A 16,285-nucleotide genomic window follows, 5' to 3' on the forward strand; every position below is an offset into this window, starting at 1 on the left:
AACACGGTTTTGGAAAGGAATGATTGAATGGCTAACACTTACACTTATACCCGCCGGGAAGAGGTAGTAAATGCCGTAACACACGGAATTGGGGCTGTACTCAGCGTGGCAGCACTCGTGCTGCTTATTGTGGCAGCAAGCATAAACGGAACAGCATGGCATGTTGTCAGTTTTACGATTTATGGGATTTCGATGTTGCTTTTGTATTTTAATTCTACGATGGTGCATGCATTAAAAGAGGGAAAAGCCAAAGATCTGTTTGAGATTTTTGACCATTCCTCTATTTACTTGTTTATTGCGGGGACGTATACTCCCTTTTTGCTGGTTGCTATACGCGGTACATTGGGATGGACACTCTTTGGCATCATTTGGGGAGTTGCTCTTTTCGGAGTCGCATTTAAAGCATTTTTCACAAAGAAATTTCTCTTTATGTCGACTTTATTTTATCTCGCGATGGGGTGGCTGATTGTACTTGCCTGGGGACCTCTTGTGGCAACGGTGCCTTATGGCGGAATGGTACTACTGGTAGTGGGCGGTCTTATGTACACGCTCGGAACCCTATTTTATGTATGGAGAGGATTCCCTTTTCATCATGCGATCTGGCATTTGTTTGTTCTCGCAGGCAGTGTTCTTCATTTCTTCGCTATTTTCATCTATCTAACACCGCTTAGATAAGTAGCTCTGAAATTACGAATAAGAGAATGATTTTCTGTAAATGAACAGTTGAAAATGAAGATTATTTACAGACGATTTGCATGAAATATGAATTATTAGAAGATGACAAGGATTTTTGCTTGACATCTTCTTTTCTTTTATGTAAGATAAAGAACGTTAATGAGTGTAAAGTGTTTTTCCTTGACGAAGGGAGTGTCCCGTATGAGTCAGGAGAATCGGCTCGAGAAGACGAACCGAATCAACTTGCTGTTTGCTTTTTATGAAACGTTGCTTACCGAGAAACAACAAACTTTTCTCAAATATTATTTTCACGATGACTTCTCATTAGGAGAGATCGCTGGGGAATTTGAGATTAGCAGGCAAGCAGTATATGAGCATATTAAACGAGCAGAGCAAGTACTGGAAATGTATGAGAACAAGCTCGGATTACTTGATAAGCATGAACGGCGGCTATCGGATTTGATAGAGCTGAGAGGACTTATTGCTTCAAGCGATCTTGACAGTAATCAAAAGGATCGAATGAATACAATTGTGAACCACCTAGAGGTTCTTGAATAGGGAAGTTTCCCATAAGAAATGGACTTGAAGGAGGTGTGTTTATGGCATTTGAAGGATTAACAGCGAGATTACAGAACGTGTTCGGCAAGCTTCGAGGTAAAGGTAAGGTATCCGAAGAAGATGTGAATGATGCAATGCGCGAGGTGCGCCTTGCTTTGCTTGAAGCGGACGTTAACTTTAAGGTCGTAAAGCAGTTTATTACGAAGGTCAAAGAAAAAGCAGTCGGTAAAGAAGTGATGGATAGTTTCACACCCGGCATGGTAATCATTGATATCGTTAATAAAGAGCTGACTGAGCTGATGGGCGGAAGCCAATCCAAGCTTGCCAAAGCAAATAAACCACCAACTGTTATTATGATGGTGGGTTTGCAGGGTGCTGGTAAGACAACTACTTCCGGTAAACTGGCCAAACTGCTTCAGAAGCAGAATGCAAAACCTTTGCTCGTTGCCGCTGATATCTATCGTCCTGCTGCCATTAAGCAGTTACAAGTACTTGGAGAACAGATCAATGCTCCAGTATTCACACTCGGCGATCAGACAAGCCCGGTTGAAATTGCGAAGCAAGGTTTACAGCATGCGAAAGATAACAATCATGACTATGTCATTATTGATACAGCCGGTCGTCTTCATGTTGATGAAGAACTGATGGCAGAATTGCATCAGATCCACAGTCATGTTAATCCAGACGAGGTGCTCCTCGTTGTCGATGCAATGACAGGTCAGGATGCAGTGAACGTAGCAGAACATTTTAATACTCAGCTTTCACTTAGTGGTGTTGTTCTGACCAAGCTTGATGGTGATACTCGTGGTGGTGCGGCGCTGTCTGTTAAGGCAGTAACAGGTTGCCCGATCAAGTTCATTACGCTTGGTGAGAAACTCGATGCTTTGGAGCCGTTCCATCCAGAACGGATGTCCTCACGAATTCTTGGTATGGGTGACATGCTCTCTCTGATTGAGAAAGCACAGTTCAATATTGATGCTGAGAAAGCAAAAGAAATGGAACAAAAGATGCGTACCGCATCCTTCACATTTGAAGATTTCTTGGAACAGATGGATCAGATTAAGAAGCTGGGACCGATTGATCAACTCATGGATATGATTCCTGGGATGGGCAAGATGAAACAGACTAAAGATCTGAAAGTCGACGACAAGCAAATGGGAAGAATTGAAGCCATTGTGTTTTCGATGACCAAGGAAGAGAAACAAAATCCTGAAATCATTAATCAAAGCAGACGTAAGCGGATTGCAGCTGGCAGTGGTACAACCGTCGCCGAAGTAAACCGTCTAATCAAGCAGTTTGATGAGATGCGTCGTGTAATGAAGCAGTTTAGTGATATGATGGGTCCTAAAGGTAACAAAAAAGCGATGAAGCAACTCAAGGGTCTTACAGGTGGTAAAGGAATGAAGTTTCCTTTCCGGTAAGTTCCATGATGATAAATTAAATTTCATTGAAGGAGGTGAATTTTCATGGCAGTACGTATTCGTCTGAAACGCATGGGTGCTCATAAAGCTCCTTTCTACCGTATCGTGGTATCGGATTCCCGTTCCCCGCGTGATGGTCGTTTTATCGAAGAAATCGGTTACTACAATCCGATTGAACAACCAGCAGTGGTTAAAATCGATGAAGATAAAGCTTTGGCATGGCTTCAAAACGGTGCACAAGCATCTGATACAGTTCGCAACTTGCTTAGCAAAGCGGGTGTAATGAAGAAATTCCATGAGTCTAAACTACAGAAATAAGGTGCTGATAACGGAGGGTATCTATGGAACAATTAGTCGGCGTTATTGCGAAGGCTTTGGTAGATCATCCGGAAGATGTGTCGGTCCGGACGCTTGAAAAAGATCGCCTGGTAGTCTATGAACTGACCGTACATCCTGAAGATGTAGGGAAAGTGATTGGTAAACAGGGGAGGATTGCGAAAGCACTCCGTACGGTCGTCACATCGGCAGCAGTTAAGATGGATAAACGGGTTACCGTTGATATCATATCTTAAAGATATACGAAAGGGGGTTAGGATGCATTTCCTAGCCCTTTTTCGTACATGCTTATAGAATCGTAATATCGATATACAGGAGGAATTATGGCACAATTTTTTAATGTAGGTAAGATCGTGAACACACATGGAATTAAAGGTGAATTGAAAGTATTGCCGTTAACAGACTTTCCAGAGGAACGTTTTGCAAAAGGCAGCAAACTTGTTATAGATACGACGAAACAGATCATTCCTGTTGTTGTGGAATCCGCAAGATTTCATAAAAATATGTATGTCGTTCAATTTGAAGGATTCAATAATATCAATGAAGTTGAGCAATATAAAGGATCCATGCTCAAGGTCTCTGAAGAATATCAAACAGAACTTTCGGGTGACGAATTTTATTTTCATCAGATTGTCGGCTGTACTGTAATTACAGATGAAGGTGAAGAACTCGGAACGGTGAAAGAAATTCTTACACCGGGAGCTAATGACGTATGGGTCGTTAAAATGAATAACGGAAAAGAAATTCTGCTTCCTTATATTGATGATGTTGTACTTCATGTAGATATCACAAACAAAAAGGTAACGGTTCATTTGATGGAAGGGCTTATCTAATGAAGGTAGATGTATTAACACTGTTCCCAGAGATGTTTCCTGGTGTGTTTGAGACGAGTATTCTCGGAAAAGCACAAGAAAAAGGAATTGTATCTTTACAAGCGATCAATTTTCGTGAGTATTCAGGTAATAAACATGGACAGGTAGATGATACGCCTTATGGCGGCGGTGGGGGAATGGTTCTTAAACCAGAACCTATTTTTAACGCAGTCGAAAGTATCACAGGTACAGATTCAGAGAATGGTGCTGTAGATCCTTCTAAGAAACCTCCACGGATTATTCTGATGTGCCCGCAAGGCGAGACATTCACTCAGAAAAAAGCAGAGGAACTCTCCAAAGAAGATCACCTGATCTTTATTTGTGGTCATTATGAAGGTTATGATGAGCGAATCCGCGAGCATCTCGTTACCGATGAGATCTCTACAGGAGATTATGTACTTACTGGAGGAGAACTTCCTGCCATGGTCGTAATCGATAGTGTGGTTAGGTTGCTTCCTGGGGTTCTGGGTAACGAAACGAGTGCGATCACGGACTCATTTAGCACCGGCCTCTTAGAATACCCTCACTACACTAGACCAGCTGAGTATAGAGGTCATAAAGTGCCGGATGTACTTCTATCTGGTCATCATCGTAATATTGATGTATGGCGTAGGCAGCAGTCGCTTTGGCGGACGTATACGCGCCGTCCAGACTTGCTCGAGCATGTAGAAATGACGAAGAAGGAAAAGATATGGCTTGAGCAGCAGATTCGTGAGCATGAACAGAAAAACGAAGCTGAATAAGCAGGTCACTGTGGATAACTATGATTACGATAAACTAAAATACTGCTTTATAGATAGAAATATATCCTAAGTTTGAGCATAAACTTCTAACACAGAAAAGAAAGGCTGCACCCATATCATTGGGTGCAGCCTTCTTCTCATTTCATTCCAGCGATTCATCCAGCGGATGGAGAAGGACAGATAAATCGGTACCTGTTGTTACGGTTAATCGATTCAGCTTCATTGGATTATCACCGGGTTTTACAAAGCCTTGTCTAACCGAGAATGCCATACGGTAACCTTCTTCACGCAGATAATACATCATTTGTGTACTTTTATTACCATACGGATATGCGAAATAAGGAGTATCAATTCCGAACTCTTTCATTTGCTTCATATCTTGTTTCAGTAATTTTGAGTCTAGACCAGCAGCGTACGTGGAACCGCATTTTTCAAAACCTTTATAGTGGAGATTATAGGTGTGGCTGTGGAACTCAAATACATCCTTGCTTTCTTCCATTTGTGCTTTCGTTAAAAAACTTTTTCGAGCTGGATCAAACGGTTCATTTTTTTCTTGTGTTTTACTTCCAATGACAAATACGGCAGCTTTAAAATTATATTTTTTCAAAATAGGATAGGCATAAATTAAATTATTCTCATATCCATCATCAAAAGTAATGACAACTGATTTTTTAGGCAGTGTAATTTCGCCATTAATATATTGTTCAAGCTCTTGCAGTGTCGGAGTATAATACCCTTCTTGGTGGAGATAATCCATACCTTCCTCAAAATCTTCTGCATTCATAACCGATTTGTTGCCAGGTTCTTTATTTAAGGATTTAGGAACCAGATAATGATACATAAGTATAGGAACCTGTTTAGCTTGCTGCTCAGTTACATTCTCAGCATAGGCAGTGTCAATGATGTTCTCAGAAAGCTGACGGTGGGACAATATAAATGATTTGTTTTTAACCATTTGCCACGAAGTACAAACCTTTTGACTGAAAGCATTCGTTGGATTTGAAACAAGTGCCGCATACACTATAATCATGGCAACCAGGACAATAGCGAGCCGGGGGCTCCATTTTTTCAAAAACTTGCGGTTCATACAGTTCTCCTTTTAAAATCAGTAAAGGAATGAACATTCCTCTTGATTATCATATAATCTTTCCTCTATCCTAAACGAGAAGGAACACTAGAAAGTTACAAGGTTCTTACAATATAATATTATTAAAATAATAGAGCAGGATACTTGCAATATATTAGTGCCACATGTTATAATTATTCTGTTGTGTGGAATACGGTGGTCCTCTGTGGATGATGATGGATAACGTTGAGAGTATCCGGAAGATACATGAACACCTGTACGGAAGGAGGGAGTCATAGATGAATATCGTCCAAGCGATTACACAAGAACAACTTCGTACTGATTTGCCGAACTTTCGTCCTGGTGACACTGTAAAAGTGCACGTTAAGGTTATCGAGGGAACACGCGAACGTATCCAGTTGTTTGAAGGTGTAGTAATCAAACGCCGTGGTGGTGGAATCAGTGAGACTTTTACAGTTCGTAAAATTTCTTACGGTGTAGGTGTGGAAAGAACTTTCCCACTTAATTCCCCAAAAATCGATAAACTCGAAGTGGCTCGCCGTGGTAAAGTGCGTCGTGCGAAGCTTTATTATCTTCGTGAACTTCGCGGTAAAGCAGCGAGAATTAAAGAAATTCGTTAATATAACGAATAACGGAAAGGGCTTGGAAACAAGCCCTTTTTGCTTTTTTTACTTTATCTTTCTTGCTCGGAAATGCTGAAATAGAAAGTTGTAACCTGTACTTATTTCTCTTACAATAGCTTGAGGGACTCTTAAGTAGATGATGTTTCCTTGGTCAAAATAGGTAACCTATTTATAAGGAAAAGGAATCATACATAAATTCGTTAAATGCGTCATTTTGATGACATGGAAGGATGAGAACGAGCTATGGAGCAGGATGTACAAAATGGACGATTGAATCCACCACAAGATGGAGATTCTAAATCAAAGAAAGTAAAAAATGAAGTTTGGGAATGGACGAAAGCTATTGCAATTGCTTTAGTGCTGGTTTTTATTATTCGCTTCTTCTTGTTTAAACCTTTTATTGTGGATGGTCCTTCAATGCAACCTAATTTTCATACGGGTGAAAGAGTCATTGTGAATCAGATCTTGTATGATATTAGAGAGCCAAAACGTGGAGAAGTTGTGGTATTCCACGTTCCTTCGGAGAACCGCGATTTTATTAAACGTGTAATCGCAGTTGCCGGTGATACCGTTGAAGTTGACGGGGATACCGTAAAAGTGAATGGACAAGTTATCGATGAGCCTTATTTGAAGGAAGCTATTGAAGAAGCTCAGGCAGATGGCGGTCAGTACAATACGTATAACTTCCCGAATGAATTTTTCCCGGATGGAAAAGTGCCTGAAGGCATGATTTTCGCGATGGGTGACAACCGTAGTAATAGTACGGATAGCCGAATGATTGGTTATGTTCCGCTCGAAGATGTTGTAGGTAGAGCAGATGTAATCTTTTGGCCAATTAAAGATATTGAGTGGATTAACCACTAAGACTTATTCTGATTGATGTATAGGTTTATCAGAAATGCTGTGTAAAAGAAGGTGAATGAACTTGACTATACAATGGTTTCCCGGACATATGACAAGAGCACGTCGTCAGATTCAGGATAAACTGAAACTGATTGACGTAGTAATCGAGCTGATTGATGCACGTTTGCCGATTTCCAGCCGAAATCCAATGATCGATGAGATTTTGCAAGGCAAACCTCGAATGATTTTGCTGAATAAAGCAGATCTAGCCGATCCTGAAGTAACACAAGAGTGGATCAAGCATTTCAAAGAGGAAGGGCATACGACCCTTGCTATTGATGCAAACACAGGTACGGGTGTAAAAGACATTCCGGCAACTGCGAAACTTTTGTTCAAAGATAAGATCGACAGACAGATTGCAAAAGGAATTAACCCTCGGCCTATACGGGCTTTGATTGTAGGTATTCCAAACGTTGGAAAATCGACGCTAATCAACCGAATGGCAGGCCGAAACATTGCAGCAACAGGAGACAAACCTGGTGTGACAAAGGCTCAACAATGGATTAAGGTAGCGAACAGAGAGATTGAGCTTTTGGATACCCCAGGTATTCTGTGGCCTAAGTTTGAGGATCAAAATGTAGGATATCGTCTCGCGGTAACGGGAGCAATTAAAGAAGAAATTCTGAATATTGAAGAAATCGCGTTTTTTGCTATCAAATATCTCGTTCAGTTCTACTGGCCGGCAATGAAAGAACGCTATGGTCTGGATGAACAGCCTAAAGATATTGATAATGCAGATGAGATTGTTGCTATTATGGAAGCAATCGGACGTAAACGCGGTGCGATCATCAGTGGTGGACGAGTCGATCTTGAGAAAGCTTCCTCTATCTTATTAAGAGAACTGAGAGCCGGCAAGCTTGGACGTTTCAGTCTGGAAGCTCCTTACTAAACGATTTATGAAATCAGCTGTGAGTACAATAGGTAGGTAAAGTCTCTGCTTTTTAAGCAGGGGCTTTTTTTATGCCAGGTTTTTCACAAATATCGTGGAGTAGAGAAGGTTCTCGTATAAGGTTACATATGCTATGATAATGGATACCGAGTACTACCGCGAAGGGGAAGATATTCATTGAAGAATCATGAGCTTGATATGTTAGATTATGAGGAAGAAGAGAATAAAACGATAGATATGCTGCGTTATGAACGAGAAGCATGGGAAAGCGGAGCCGAATATATTGCAGGAATTGATGAAGTAGGAAGAGGCTGCTTGTTTGGAGATGTAGTTGCTGCTGCGGTAATCCTCCCCAAAGGGCTTGTCCTTGATGGAGTTAATGACTCTAAGAAACTATCGGACAAAAAACGTGACTTGCTCTATGACATCATTATGAAAGAAGCGCTGGCCGTTGGCGTAGGTATCTGTGATGTCGAGACGATTGATCGGATCAACATTAGACAAGCTTCCAGACTGGCTATGAAAAAAGCGGTTGAACAACTCAGCGTAGCGCCAGATCACTTACTGGTTGATGCTGAAACGGTGGATCTTCCGATACCTCAATTATCGATCATTAAAGGGGATGCCAATAGTCAGTCCATTGGCGCGGCTTCGATTATCGCTAAAGTGACGAGAGACCGAATGTGCAAGGAAGTATGGGATGAAATGTATCCGGAATACGGGATTGCCGTACATAAGGGATATGCAACGAAATTTCATAGAGAACAGCTGCTGGCTTTAGGGGCTACCCCTATGCATCGGCGAAGCTTTCTCGGCAAAATTTTGGGTGAGCAGGAACATCCGACGTTATTCTAATTAAAAACTCAGGTTTTGTTCCTGTAGTAGAAGGTAACTTTGGTTTATACCGGGGTTATCTTTTTTTAATAGCACTTAACTTCAGTGTGACCAAGGGATAACCGATAAAAATGATAAAGTACCACGGTGAGACAGGGCAGAATGCAATGAAAGGGGAATTATTCCCATGAATATAGGACAAACCTTACGAGGACTGTTAGGTGATTCAAAAACAGCGGGAGGAACAAAGTCGCTCGAATTAAAAGAAGGGCAGGTGGTTCGGGCAAACGTTGTGCAGGTATCCGCGGATCAAAAAGAAGCGGTCCTCCAGATTAAAGGAGTTCAAGTACGCGCTGCACTGGATACACAGCTAAAAGTGGGGGATACAGCTTTACTCCAAGTAGGTACCCCGAATAAAGACGGCATGATCGTAATGAAGCCGTATGAAGGAACACTTGCATCTGCATCCCCCGGGACAATGGCGGATCTCTTAAATTCGCTTAAGCTGACTGACACAAAAGAAAATCGGCAACTGCTAATTGCGATACAGCAAAGCGGTATTCAGTTAACGAAAGAAAATGTGACAAATGTGCAAAACACGATGACGGCGAAGCCTGATAATATAAAATTAGGGGAATGGGTGAACTCGGTAAGTCTTGCTATGCAACGAGGACTTCCCGTTACCGGAACGAGTGTTCAAAGTCTCCATATGGCTTTGTATGGTCCTTCGCTGGATCAACTTATGGGAGAACTTGATGGTATGCTGCAAAAAGTCATCACGGCAGACTCTACATGGAAGGGGAGTTCTGCTAAAACGGCGGGGATCTTAGACGGGAACCGGACCCCATTCCTAGGTTCTGAGATGCCGTTCCGTTCTGAATCGAAAGCAGAGAATGTTAGTGGGAATGTTAGTATGACGGAAGGTAAAAGAGGTATGGTGCCCTCTGCTGAGTTTAGTGTTACGGGTCTTCGTACTGAAAGTGCTGTAGGAAGCGCGGCAACACCGCTAACGAATGGAGATCTCGGTTCTAAAGTTGCAGGAATGGGCGCAAAGAATACGAGTGATCTAAGTTCTGTTACTACAGGGGAACAGGCTGCAAGTGAATCGGAAGGAATGACGAGTTCTAAAGTAAATACACAAGACAGCGGATTAAAGGGTAACGGAAATATACAGAGTATGGGTATCAAAACAGAGGGTAGCAAGGAACAGCATCAGGCTCCTAATAATGCAGCTGTTAGTGAGGGAAATGATCAGGCTCATGGCGGCGAAAATGCAAGTAAGAAAAATTTAGGCGGAGATTCTATGGTGAAAGATACGAAGTTTGTATCCCTATCTGTATCCGCATCGAGCGAAAAAGAGCAGTTTGTCAAAAGCTCTGCAAACGCAGGAACTGCAGATCAGGGAGAGGTAGAGCTGATTCCTGCTCGCTTAGCAGCTGTGCCGCCTGGGCCTGAACTGGCGCGGCGCGTGGCAAACCTGCTGCAGGAACTGCAGGCAGCGCCGCAAATCCAGCTGGCCGGCGAGAACTCGGCCAGCAAAGCTGCTGCGGTGCCAGGCACGCCGCAGCAGGGACAGGGTGCTGATGCACAGCCAGCACCCGGGCACACGCCAGCCGCTACGAGTGATGACTCGTGGGTGGGGCGTGTGCTGAAGCTGCTCGGTGCGGAGCACGAGCAGCAGATTGTGCGCGGGACATTGCCTTCTCCCGCGCAGAGTGGTGTGGCCGCAGCAGAGCAAGCGGACACACTGAAGGGCCTGCTGCTGCAAGCAGAGGCAAGTGCAGAACTTCCGCCGGCTGTGAAAGAGACAGCTGGGCAGCTTGTACACTTGCTTACAGGGCATCAGCTGCTAATGAATACAGACCGGACTACTCCCTTTGCGCAGATGAATTGGTTCATCCCGTTAAACGGGGCAGACGGACAAGTGACAGCAAATGTTCAAATCGAGTCTCGGCGCGGACCAAGAGGTGAGCTGGATGCATCCCATTGCCGGATTTGGTTTGATCTGAATATGAAGCAGCTTGGTCCAACTTTGATAGACATGCAGGTCGTTGGTAAAGTGATCAGTCTTCATATTCGTACAGATAATGAGCTTTCTGCTCTTATTTTTGAAGAAGGACGTAATCAGATTGGATCACTGCTTGAGAACACGGGGTACCAACTTTCCGTATTTCGCTCTGAAGTAGTAACGAGAGAATCCTTTTCAAGCATACCGGAATCAGGACTCCAATCAAAACAGCTGCTAGATACATATGTACCTGACTCCTATAAAGGGGTGGATATGCGAGTATGAATGAGAACACCCCACAAAAACCAGAGCAAAAAAGGGCAGTAGCTTTGAAATATACACCGGGAGAAGCAGAAGCACCGGTCGTCGTAGCAAAAGGCAGCGGCACTTTGGCAGATTCGATATTAGAAAAAGCAAGAGAACATGGTGTGCCGATTCAGGAGGATGCAGCTTTGGTCGAAGTTCTCTCCAAGCTCGATCTGGATACCCAAATACCTCCCGAACTATATCAACTCGTTGCTGAAGTGCTGACATTTGTCTATCAGGCAGAGCAAAAAGCAAAAATTTATACTCTTCCCGAGTAGAGAGGAATTGCGATGGATAACGGACAAGTTCCTAATGGAGCCAAATCTCGCAAACAAATGCCCAAAGATACACGGAAAGCCAAAGGAAAAGCAGGAGAAGAAGCTGCAGCTAGGTTTTTAATAGAGGCAGGTTACCGAATCATGGAAACCAACTGGAGATGCCGAAGCGGTGAGATTGATATTATCGCTGTATTAGATGATGTGTATATTTTTGTGGAAGTTCGAAGTCGAACCGGTTCGCATCAGTATGGAACGGCTCTTGAGTCTGTGAATCATCGTAAAATAAATCAGGTTCGGCAGACTGCCGCGGTGTATCTTCAAGATCGTCGTCTTGGCAACAAGCAGATAAGGTTTGATGTGATGGGTGTTTTACTTCCTCCCGTGAATTGGTCCGAGGGACCGGTAGAGATTGAGCATATTGAGAATGCTTTCTAATATATTAGATTTCACTTTTGTAAAGTGAATTAATGTAAAGTAAAGAGCGTTTAGTAGAGTTAACTGTGAACGTCCAGACCCTTGGGGAAACAACCGATAGGGTACTGGACTTTTTTCTATTGTGAGGAATTGACTTTACAAGCATTACCAAGGTATGCTAGGGACAGTGCTTTAATTGATAAACATTCTCATTATCTATATAACTTATGAAAAATACTTTGAGTTTCACTTGAGGAGGAAATACGAATGAGTGATACACCTGTACAAGCAGCAGCTAAGAACTTGGACATAAAGGAAGTTATCCGTGGACGCCGCACGATTAAGAAATTTCAAGAACAACCTATACCTGTAGAGAAAATTACGGAATTTTTGGACACAGCTGTATGGGCACCAAATCATAAGCTTCGTGAGCCGTGGAGATTTTTACTTTTCCGGGAAGAAGGACGTCAAAAGTTGTCAGAAGCCATTGCTGCTGAGATGGGAGATGACAACAAGTTTGTAACTACGGTCCTTAATGTGCCGACGATTATGCTTGTGGTTATGAAGGAAGATCCGCGACAAGCGATCTTTGATGAAGATTTTGCAGCAACAAGTGCGCTTGTGCAGAACTTTATGTTAGCAGCTTGGGCCGAAGAGGTCGGAACTTTCTGGGTGACAAAACCGTTCTTGTACGGGCCTAAGTTTAGAGAAACGCTTGGCATTGTTCCAGGTGAGAAAATTGTGGGTATGCTCTATATCGGCTATCCTGATGTCGTGCCTAAACCACAAGAACGTACACCAGCATCTGATAAATTAACGGTATTTAAATAAACATTAACTGAATCAAGTGTAATGAGTTATGAAATTGATTCAACTAGTAGTTAATCATAGGGAGCTATTTAACGAAGAGGAAGTTCTTTTGACAGTGATCTGTCATAGGGAACTTCTTTTTGGTTTGTTTATTTATTTTTACTGTCATTTAAAAATTGGATTTACACAAGAAAAATGCGAACATTTGTGCTATAATTGAGGTTGGTTAAGAATGGTGGAATCCATTTTATAGATATAATCTTAGTTCTTTAGATTGATACTCCGATACGAGGTGGCATACTTTGAGCTTAACTTCGCTTATTCATACAAATAAGGACTTTCAAGAAATCATCCGTAAAGTTACACCGAAAGCAGCAGATTTTAAATCTTATTCTACGGATGTTCCTCCCTTCAAGAATAAACCGATACTCGCAGAATCTATTTTTACGAGCTATATATCCGGACTCGTTCGGGTATCTTTTCAATATATGATCAGTGCTATTTTGGCTAGGAAAAATCAAGATTCTCCTGATAAAGCCTTCAATCCGCTTGCAAGAAAAGGATATGAAGTGATTCATGAATTCTTTTCCGATGTACCTGTGATGGGGGAGCTGACTCTTCTTTTTGAGGAGTTCACTGGAATTTGGGATACATTTATACGAGGAGAAGAGGTTCCAGAAGGGGAATTAATCCGTGGAGCCTTTATGTGCAGTAAGCTGGATACGATTTACCGACTCGGTGTACATGCTGCTTATCGTAGTCCAACTGAATTTGTTCAGCAGTTTATCCATCCTCCTATGCCTGATGTAGAGAGCGACCTAAAGCTTCTATGGCAGATCTTTGAAGAACGTTTTCCTTATGAGCAAAGGACAGAAATAAAGTATTTTCCTTCCTTTGATGAGAAGCGAAGACGAATGGGTGGAGCTTCGGCCGATTTTATTATTGGAGATACGCTGTATGACATCAAAACGACTAAAAAACACGGATATAACTGGAAAGAAGCTGCAGAACTAATGACTTATTATTTACTGAATCGATTAGAAGGGGAGCCTTATAATATACAAAAACTCACTTTTTACAAAGCAAGATTTGGAGTCATAGAGTATGTGGAAATTGGCGATTTATTGAGAAATTATGATATAGATCAAGCTTTGAATGATCTAAGTAAATTTCATCGAAGATGGAAATAGGCTTTAGAACGTACAAGGATATGATGAAACTATGCGGATTTGATTAAAAAGTTATCCTGCAGATCGGATATGCGATATAATGAACTTTTCGAAGACAATATCTTAAATGAGCATTTTGCAAAATAACTGAATTAAATAATAACTCAAAATATAGCATAAATTGATAGGAGGACATCATCATGGCAAAATCCAAAGTACCAAAACGGCCAACAAGAGATGAATTTGTACTAGAAGAATTAGGGAACCAGTTGTCAGAAGCCTATCAAGAAAAATCCACAATCGAACTGACGGTATGGGCATGGGAAGAAACCGTACGAGGGCAGATCGTGACGATGGATTCACGTACTGGGAAAGTACATATTCAGTCTGAAGAAGGACTATATAAAGTCCCTTTTATGGATATTATGAGAATGGATTACCCTAGAGATTAAAGATAGTCTATCGTGGCACCATTCAGAAATTTAGGACAAGCCTGCTGGAACAAGTTGATGAGACAATCGAATATTTTTACTCTACTAACCAACCTATATAAATTCAGATTCTGAGTTGATTGTCCCTGTTACTTGAAGACTGGCAGCAGATGCCGTAATAGTATATTGAACGATAATATGCCCGCAGAAAAATTTGCGGGCTTTTTGCTATGCCATTTTTGATAGATTTCATCCATTACACAGCAGGACATCGAAGTTATAGAAGGGATGCTGGAGTCGAAGAAGCCATACTGGTAAATAGTTAAAGCAGTAATTGCTAGATGGTAAAGGCTTTCAAGATAGGTGCATCGAAAATCGGACTGTTGCTGCCCATGACTTTAAAAGCTATATGAGTAACAATTTCGTTGGAGAGTTAATCACATATAAGCCATTTGCCCATATACTGTTAAAAAGGAGCTGGCCAGTGTGTATAGCCGTTATCCGATTTATTACTATCCTATTGCACGAAGTTATCCCACGTGGACATCATCAAGCGTAGAGTTAAACAGGAAGCTGAGAGCACTATGGGAGCAGCATGTGTATTGGACAAGATTAACTGTGAACAGTATTGTAGACGGCCTGCCTGATGTGAATGCAACAACGGAAAGACTGCTGCGAAATCCTGACGATTTTGCGGAAGTATTGGCTTCCGTATACGGTATAGCTATTGCTAATGAGTTTGCAAGGTTGCTTAGAGAGCATCTCACAATTGCAGCTGAGTTAGTAGGTGATTTGAAGTCGGGTAACTCCGAGGCAGCGGCTGACGCCCAGAGGAGATGGTATGCAAATGCAGACTCCATTGCCGACTTTCTTGGCAGGATCAATCCGTATTGGTCTCAAATGGAATGGCAACACATGATGTATGAGCATCTTGGCCTTCTCAGTGATGAGGTTTCCACCCGTATAGCGAAGGACTACGTGAAGAACGTCGCGCTAAATGACCAGATCGAGACTCAAGCGCTAGGAATGGCAGATATGATGACGAGTGGGATCGTTCAACAATTTCCGTCAAACTTCCTAAGTTAATATCGAAAAGGATGAGTTCGAATGAACTTATCCTTTTTTTGTGGGGGGGAGTGAGAAACCAAGCAGAAGGACATTGTTACTGATCTCCTATCTCTAACTAGACGGGTTAATAAGTGTAATACGCCCGAACACTAGGAAGATAAAAGCATAGGGTAATACTCAAAAACAGGAATTGTTTAAGATGAATTGTTATAACATGAATTATCTTAATAAATAGAACTATAGGGGATTTCATACTTACTCCTGCATCGCCACAGATCTCACATCTAAATTCCGGTACTGAATGGCTTCTGCCACATGGAGTGTTGTAATTTGCTCTTCTTCTGCTAGATCTGCAATCGTACGAGCCATCTTGAGAATCCGATCATAAGATCTCATGCTAAGCCCAAGTGCATCAATGGTCTGATGAAGCATGTCTGCGGCAGGCTTATAAGAACAGCGGTCCGCCGAACTAAACTACCCGATAGTTCACTGTTCCATGAGATGGGTAGTCCCTTATACCGATGTTCCTGAATTTTTTGTGCAGCGAGCACTTGTGCCTGGAGCTCAGTTGAAGATGAGGAAAGCATTCTCTGAAAGAATATTTAAAGTTGCGGTTTTGGATGCATTTAGGGAATGGTAGCGGAGGTATTGCCTAACGTTGGAAAAGCTCAAGCTTAAACCCTCTGCATTCAATGGAAAGTCATTATGCCAAAAACCTTTGTGGTCCAGGCTACAGCTCGCTCTTCAATTGAGGAAACTAAGTCAAATTGTAACCTTGCCGGACCTTACTAATGGATAAAGACAGAATGGCTCATAACTTGGTAGAAAAGCGTGGTTGGTAGGAGAGGGAACTGATTAGG

21 protein-coding genes are annotated in these 16,285 nt (G+C 42.1%); 19 read left to right on the top strand and 2 right to left on the bottom strand.

Translation table 11 applies throughout. The annotated features are described in order from the left end of the window. The first annotated feature begins 27 nt into the window (after positions 1 to 27). From trhA to trmD, 7 genes are all read left to right on the top strand, one after another. Positions 28 to 675, top strand: coding sequence for a PAQR family membrane homeostasis protein TrhA (gene trhA, locus H9647_RS03815; RefSeq protein WP_191798311.1), 648 nt, complete (start codon positions 28 to 30; stop codon positions 673 to 675). Between the two features lie 201 nt (positions 676 to 876). Continuing rightward, entirely contained in the window at positions 877 to 1,233 is a 357-nt protein-coding gene (ylxM, locus tag H9647_RS03820) for a YlxM family DNA-binding protein (protein WP_191798313.1), read from the top strand. 41 nt (positions 1,234 to 1,274) lie between these two features. Next, positions 1,275 to 2,654, top strand: coding sequence for a signal recognition particle protein (ffh, locus tag H9647_RS03825; protein ID WP_191798315.1), 1,380 nt, complete (start codon positions 1,275 to 1,277; stop codon positions 2,652 to 2,654). A 45-nt stretch (positions 2,655 to 2,699) separates the two neighbouring features. Beyond that, entirely contained in the window at positions 2,700 to 2,972 is a 273-nt protein-coding gene (gene rpsP, locus H9647_RS03830; protein ID WP_160036457.1) for a 30S ribosomal protein S16, read from the top strand. Positions 2,973 to 2,995: 23 nt separating this feature from the next. After that, positions 2,996 to 3,226, top strand: a complete 231-nt coding sequence (locus H9647_RS03835) for a KH domain-containing protein (RefSeq protein WP_047909748.1) — start codon at positions 2,996 to 2,998, stop codon at positions 3,224 to 3,226. Between the two features lie 87 nt (positions 3,227 to 3,313). Then, on the top strand, positions 3,314 to 3,823 hold the full coding sequence (gene rimM, locus H9647_RS03840) for a ribosome maturation factor RimM (RefSeq protein WP_191798317.1): 510 nt from the start codon (positions 3,314 to 3,316) through the stop codon (positions 3,821 to 3,823). Beyond that, positions 3,823 to 4,605 (top strand): tRNA (guanosine(37)-N1)-methyltransferase TrmD, encoded by a 783-nt coding sequence (trmD, locus tag H9647_RS03845; RefSeq protein WP_191798319.1) that lies wholly within the window; start codon positions 3,823 to 3,825, stop codon positions 4,603 to 4,605. Before rimM ends, trmD begins: the two co-directional genes overlap by 1 nt. Before the next feature lie 142 nt (positions 4,606 to 4,747). Here trmD and H9647_RS03850 read toward each other — a convergent pair whose 3' ends face one another. Further along, the gene (locus tag H9647_RS03850; protein ID WP_191798321.1) at positions 4,748 to 5,692 is read right to left on the bottom strand and encodes a polysaccharide deacetylase family protein; all 945 of its coding nucleotides are present in this window, start codon (positions 5,690 to 5,692) and stop codon (positions 4,748 to 4,750) included. 278 nt (positions 5,693 to 5,970) lie between these two features. Between H9647_RS03850 and rplS the strand changes: the two genes are divergently transcribed. From rplS to H9647_RS03905, 11 genes are all read left to right on the top strand, one after another. Beyond that, on the top strand, positions 5,971 to 6,312 hold the full coding sequence (rplS, locus tag H9647_RS03855) for a 50S ribosomal protein L19 (protein ID WP_191798323.1): 342 nt from the start codon (positions 5,971 to 5,973) through the stop codon (positions 6,310 to 6,312). A gap of 246 nt (positions 6,313 to 6,558) precedes the next feature. Then, the gene (gene lepB / locus H9647_RS03860; RefSeq protein WP_191798325.1) at positions 6,559 to 7,179 is read left to right on the top strand and encodes a signal peptidase I; all 621 of its coding nucleotides are present in this window, start codon (positions 6,559 to 6,561) and stop codon (positions 7,177 to 7,179) included. Positions 7,180 to 7,240: 61 nt separating this feature from the next. Continuing rightward, a complete protein-coding gene (gene ylqF / locus H9647_RS03865) occupies positions 7,241 to 8,107 on the top strand; it encodes a ribosome biogenesis GTPase YlqF (RefSeq protein WP_191798327.1) in 867 nt (288 codons plus the stop codon). A gap of 198 nt (positions 8,108 to 8,305) precedes the next feature. Then, positions 8,306 to 8,962, top strand: a complete 657-nt coding sequence (locus tag H9647_RS03870; protein WP_191798649.1) for a ribonuclease HII — start codon at positions 8,306 to 8,308, stop codon at positions 8,960 to 8,962. Between the two features lie 166 nt (positions 8,963 to 9,128). Further along, positions 9,129 to 11,234, top strand: coding sequence for a hypothetical protein (locus tag H9647_RS03875; RefSeq protein ID WP_191798329.1), 2,106 nt, complete (start codon positions 9,129 to 9,131; stop codon positions 11,232 to 11,234). After that, positions 11,231 to 11,533: an EscU/YscU/HrcU family type III secretion system export apparatus switch protein gene (locus H9647_RS03880; RefSeq protein WP_191798332.1), complete on the top strand. Its 303-nt coding sequence runs from the start codon at positions 11,231 to 11,233 to the stop codon at positions 11,531 to 11,533. The genes H9647_RS03875 and H9647_RS03880 overlap by 4 nt, the downstream gene beginning before the upstream one ends. Before the next feature lie 12 nt (positions 11,534 to 11,545). Beyond that, positions 11,546 to 11,968, top strand: a complete 423-nt coding sequence (locus H9647_RS03885) for a YraN family protein (RefSeq protein ID WP_225229022.1) — start codon at positions 11,546 to 11,548, stop codon at positions 11,966 to 11,968. A 246-nt stretch (positions 11,969 to 12,214) separates the two neighbouring features. Then, positions 12,215 to 12,778, top strand: a complete 564-nt coding sequence (locus H9647_RS03890; protein ID WP_191798334.1) for a nitroreductase family protein — start codon at positions 12,215 to 12,217, stop codon at positions 12,776 to 12,778. Between the two features lie 281 nt (positions 12,779 to 13,059). Beyond that, positions 13,060 to 13,947: a hypothetical protein gene (locus H9647_RS03895; protein ID WP_191798336.1), complete on the top strand. Its 888-nt coding sequence runs from the start codon at positions 13,060 to 13,062 to the stop codon at positions 13,945 to 13,947. A gap of 179 nt (positions 13,948 to 14,126) precedes the next feature. After that, positions 14,127 to 14,378 carry a YolD-like family protein gene (locus H9647_RS03900; RefSeq protein ID WP_191798338.1) on the top strand — a complete coding sequence of 84 codons (252 nt, stop codon included), beginning with the start codon at positions 14,127 to 14,129 and terminating at the stop codon, positions 14,376 to 14,378. Between the two features lie 465 nt (positions 14,379 to 14,843). Further along, complete coding sequence (locus H9647_RS03905) at positions 14,844 to 15,443, top strand: acetylglutamate kinase (RefSeq protein WP_225229023.1); 600 nt, start codon at positions 14,844 to 14,846, stop codon at positions 15,441 to 15,443. 237 nt (positions 15,444 to 15,680) lie between these two features. Here H9647_RS03905 and H9647_RS26270 read toward each other — a convergent pair whose 3' ends face one another. After that, complete coding sequence (locus H9647_RS26270; RefSeq protein ID WP_404822569.1) at positions 15,681 to 15,857, bottom strand: magnesium chelatase subunit ChlI family protein; 177 nt, start codon at positions 15,855 to 15,857, stop codon at positions 15,681 to 15,683. Between the two features lie 64 nt (positions 15,858 to 15,921). Between H9647_RS26270 and H9647_RS26275 the strand changes: the two genes are divergently transcribed. Further along, complete coding sequence (locus H9647_RS26275) at positions 15,922 to 16,065, top strand: hypothetical protein (RefSeq protein WP_404822570.1); 144 nt, start codon at positions 15,922 to 15,924, stop codon at positions 16,063 to 16,065. The last annotated feature ends 220 nt before the right edge of the window (positions 16,066 to 16,285 follow it).

It is taken from the genome of Paenibacillus gallinarum (assembly GCF_014836635.1).
In the GTDB taxonomy this organism is placed as follows: Bacteria; Bacillota; Bacilli; order Paenibacillales; family Paenibacillaceae; genus Paenibacillus; species Paenibacillus gallinarum.

Excerpts from the sequence above, each read along its gene's own strand:
- trhA (WP_191798311.1), top strand. The coding sequence starts at position 28 with ATGGCTAACACTTACACTTATACCCGCCGGGAAGAGGTAGTAAATGCC.
- ylxM (WP_191798313.1), top strand. The coding sequence starts at position 877 with ATGAGTCAGGAGAATCGGCTCGAGAAGACGAACCGAATCAACTTGCTG.
- ffh (WP_191798315.1), top strand. The coding sequence starts at position 1,275 with ATGGCATTTGAAGGATTAACAGCGAGATTACAGAACGTGTTCGGCAAG.
- rpsP (WP_160036457.1), top strand. The coding sequence starts at position 2,700 with ATGGCAGTACGTATTCGTCTGAAACGCATGGGTGCTCATAAAGCTCCT.
- H9647_RS03835 (WP_047909748.1), top strand. The coding sequence starts at position 2,996 with ATGGAACAATTAGTCGGCGTTATTGCGAAGGCTTTGGTAGATCATCCG.
- rimM (WP_191798317.1), top strand. The coding sequence starts at position 3,314 with ATGGCACAATTTTTTAATGTAGGTAAGATCGTGAACACACATGGAATT.
- trmD (WP_191798319.1), top strand. The coding sequence starts at position 3,823 with ATGAAGGTAGATGTATTAACACTGTTCCCAGAGATGTTTCCTGGTGTG.
- H9647_RS03850 (WP_191798321.1), bottom strand. The coding sequence starts at position 5,692 with ATGAACCGCAAGTTTTTGAAAAAATGGAGCCCCCGGCTCGCTATTGTC.
- rplS (WP_191798323.1), top strand. The coding sequence starts at position 5,971 with ATGAATATCGTCCAAGCGATTACACAAGAACAACTTCGTACTGATTTG.
- lepB (WP_191798325.1), top strand. The coding sequence starts at position 6,559 with ATGGAGCAGGATGTACAAAATGGACGATTGAATCCACCACAAGATGGA.
- H9647_RS03870 (WP_191798649.1), top strand. The coding sequence starts at position 8,306 with ATGTTAGATTATGAGGAAGAAGAGAATAAAACGATAGATATGCTGCGT.
- H9647_RS03875 (WP_191798329.1), top strand. The coding sequence starts at position 9,129 with ATGAATATAGGACAAACCTTACGAGGACTGTTAGGTGATTCAAAAACA.
- H9647_RS03880 (WP_191798332.1), top strand. The coding sequence starts at position 11,231 with ATGAATGAGAACACCCCACAAAAACCAGAGCAAAAAAGGGCAGTAGCT.
- H9647_RS03885 (WP_225229022.1), top strand. The coding sequence starts at position 11,546 with ATGGATAACGGACAAGTTCCTAATGGAGCCAAATCTCGCAAACAAATG.
- H9647_RS03890 (WP_191798334.1), top strand. The coding sequence starts at position 12,215 with ATGAGTGATACACCTGTACAAGCAGCAGCTAAGAACTTGGACATAAAG.
- H9647_RS03900 (WP_191798338.1), top strand. The coding sequence starts at position 14,127 with ATGGCAAAATCCAAAGTACCAAAACGGCCAACAAGAGATGAATTTGTA.
- H9647_RS26270 (WP_404822569.1), bottom strand. The coding sequence starts at position 15,857 with ATGCTTCATCAGACCATTGATGCACTTGGGCTTAGCATGAGATCTTAT.
- H9647_RS26275 (WP_404822570.1), top strand. The coding sequence starts at position 15,922 with ATGAGATGGGTAGTCCCTTATACCGATGTTCCTGAATTTTTTGTGCAG.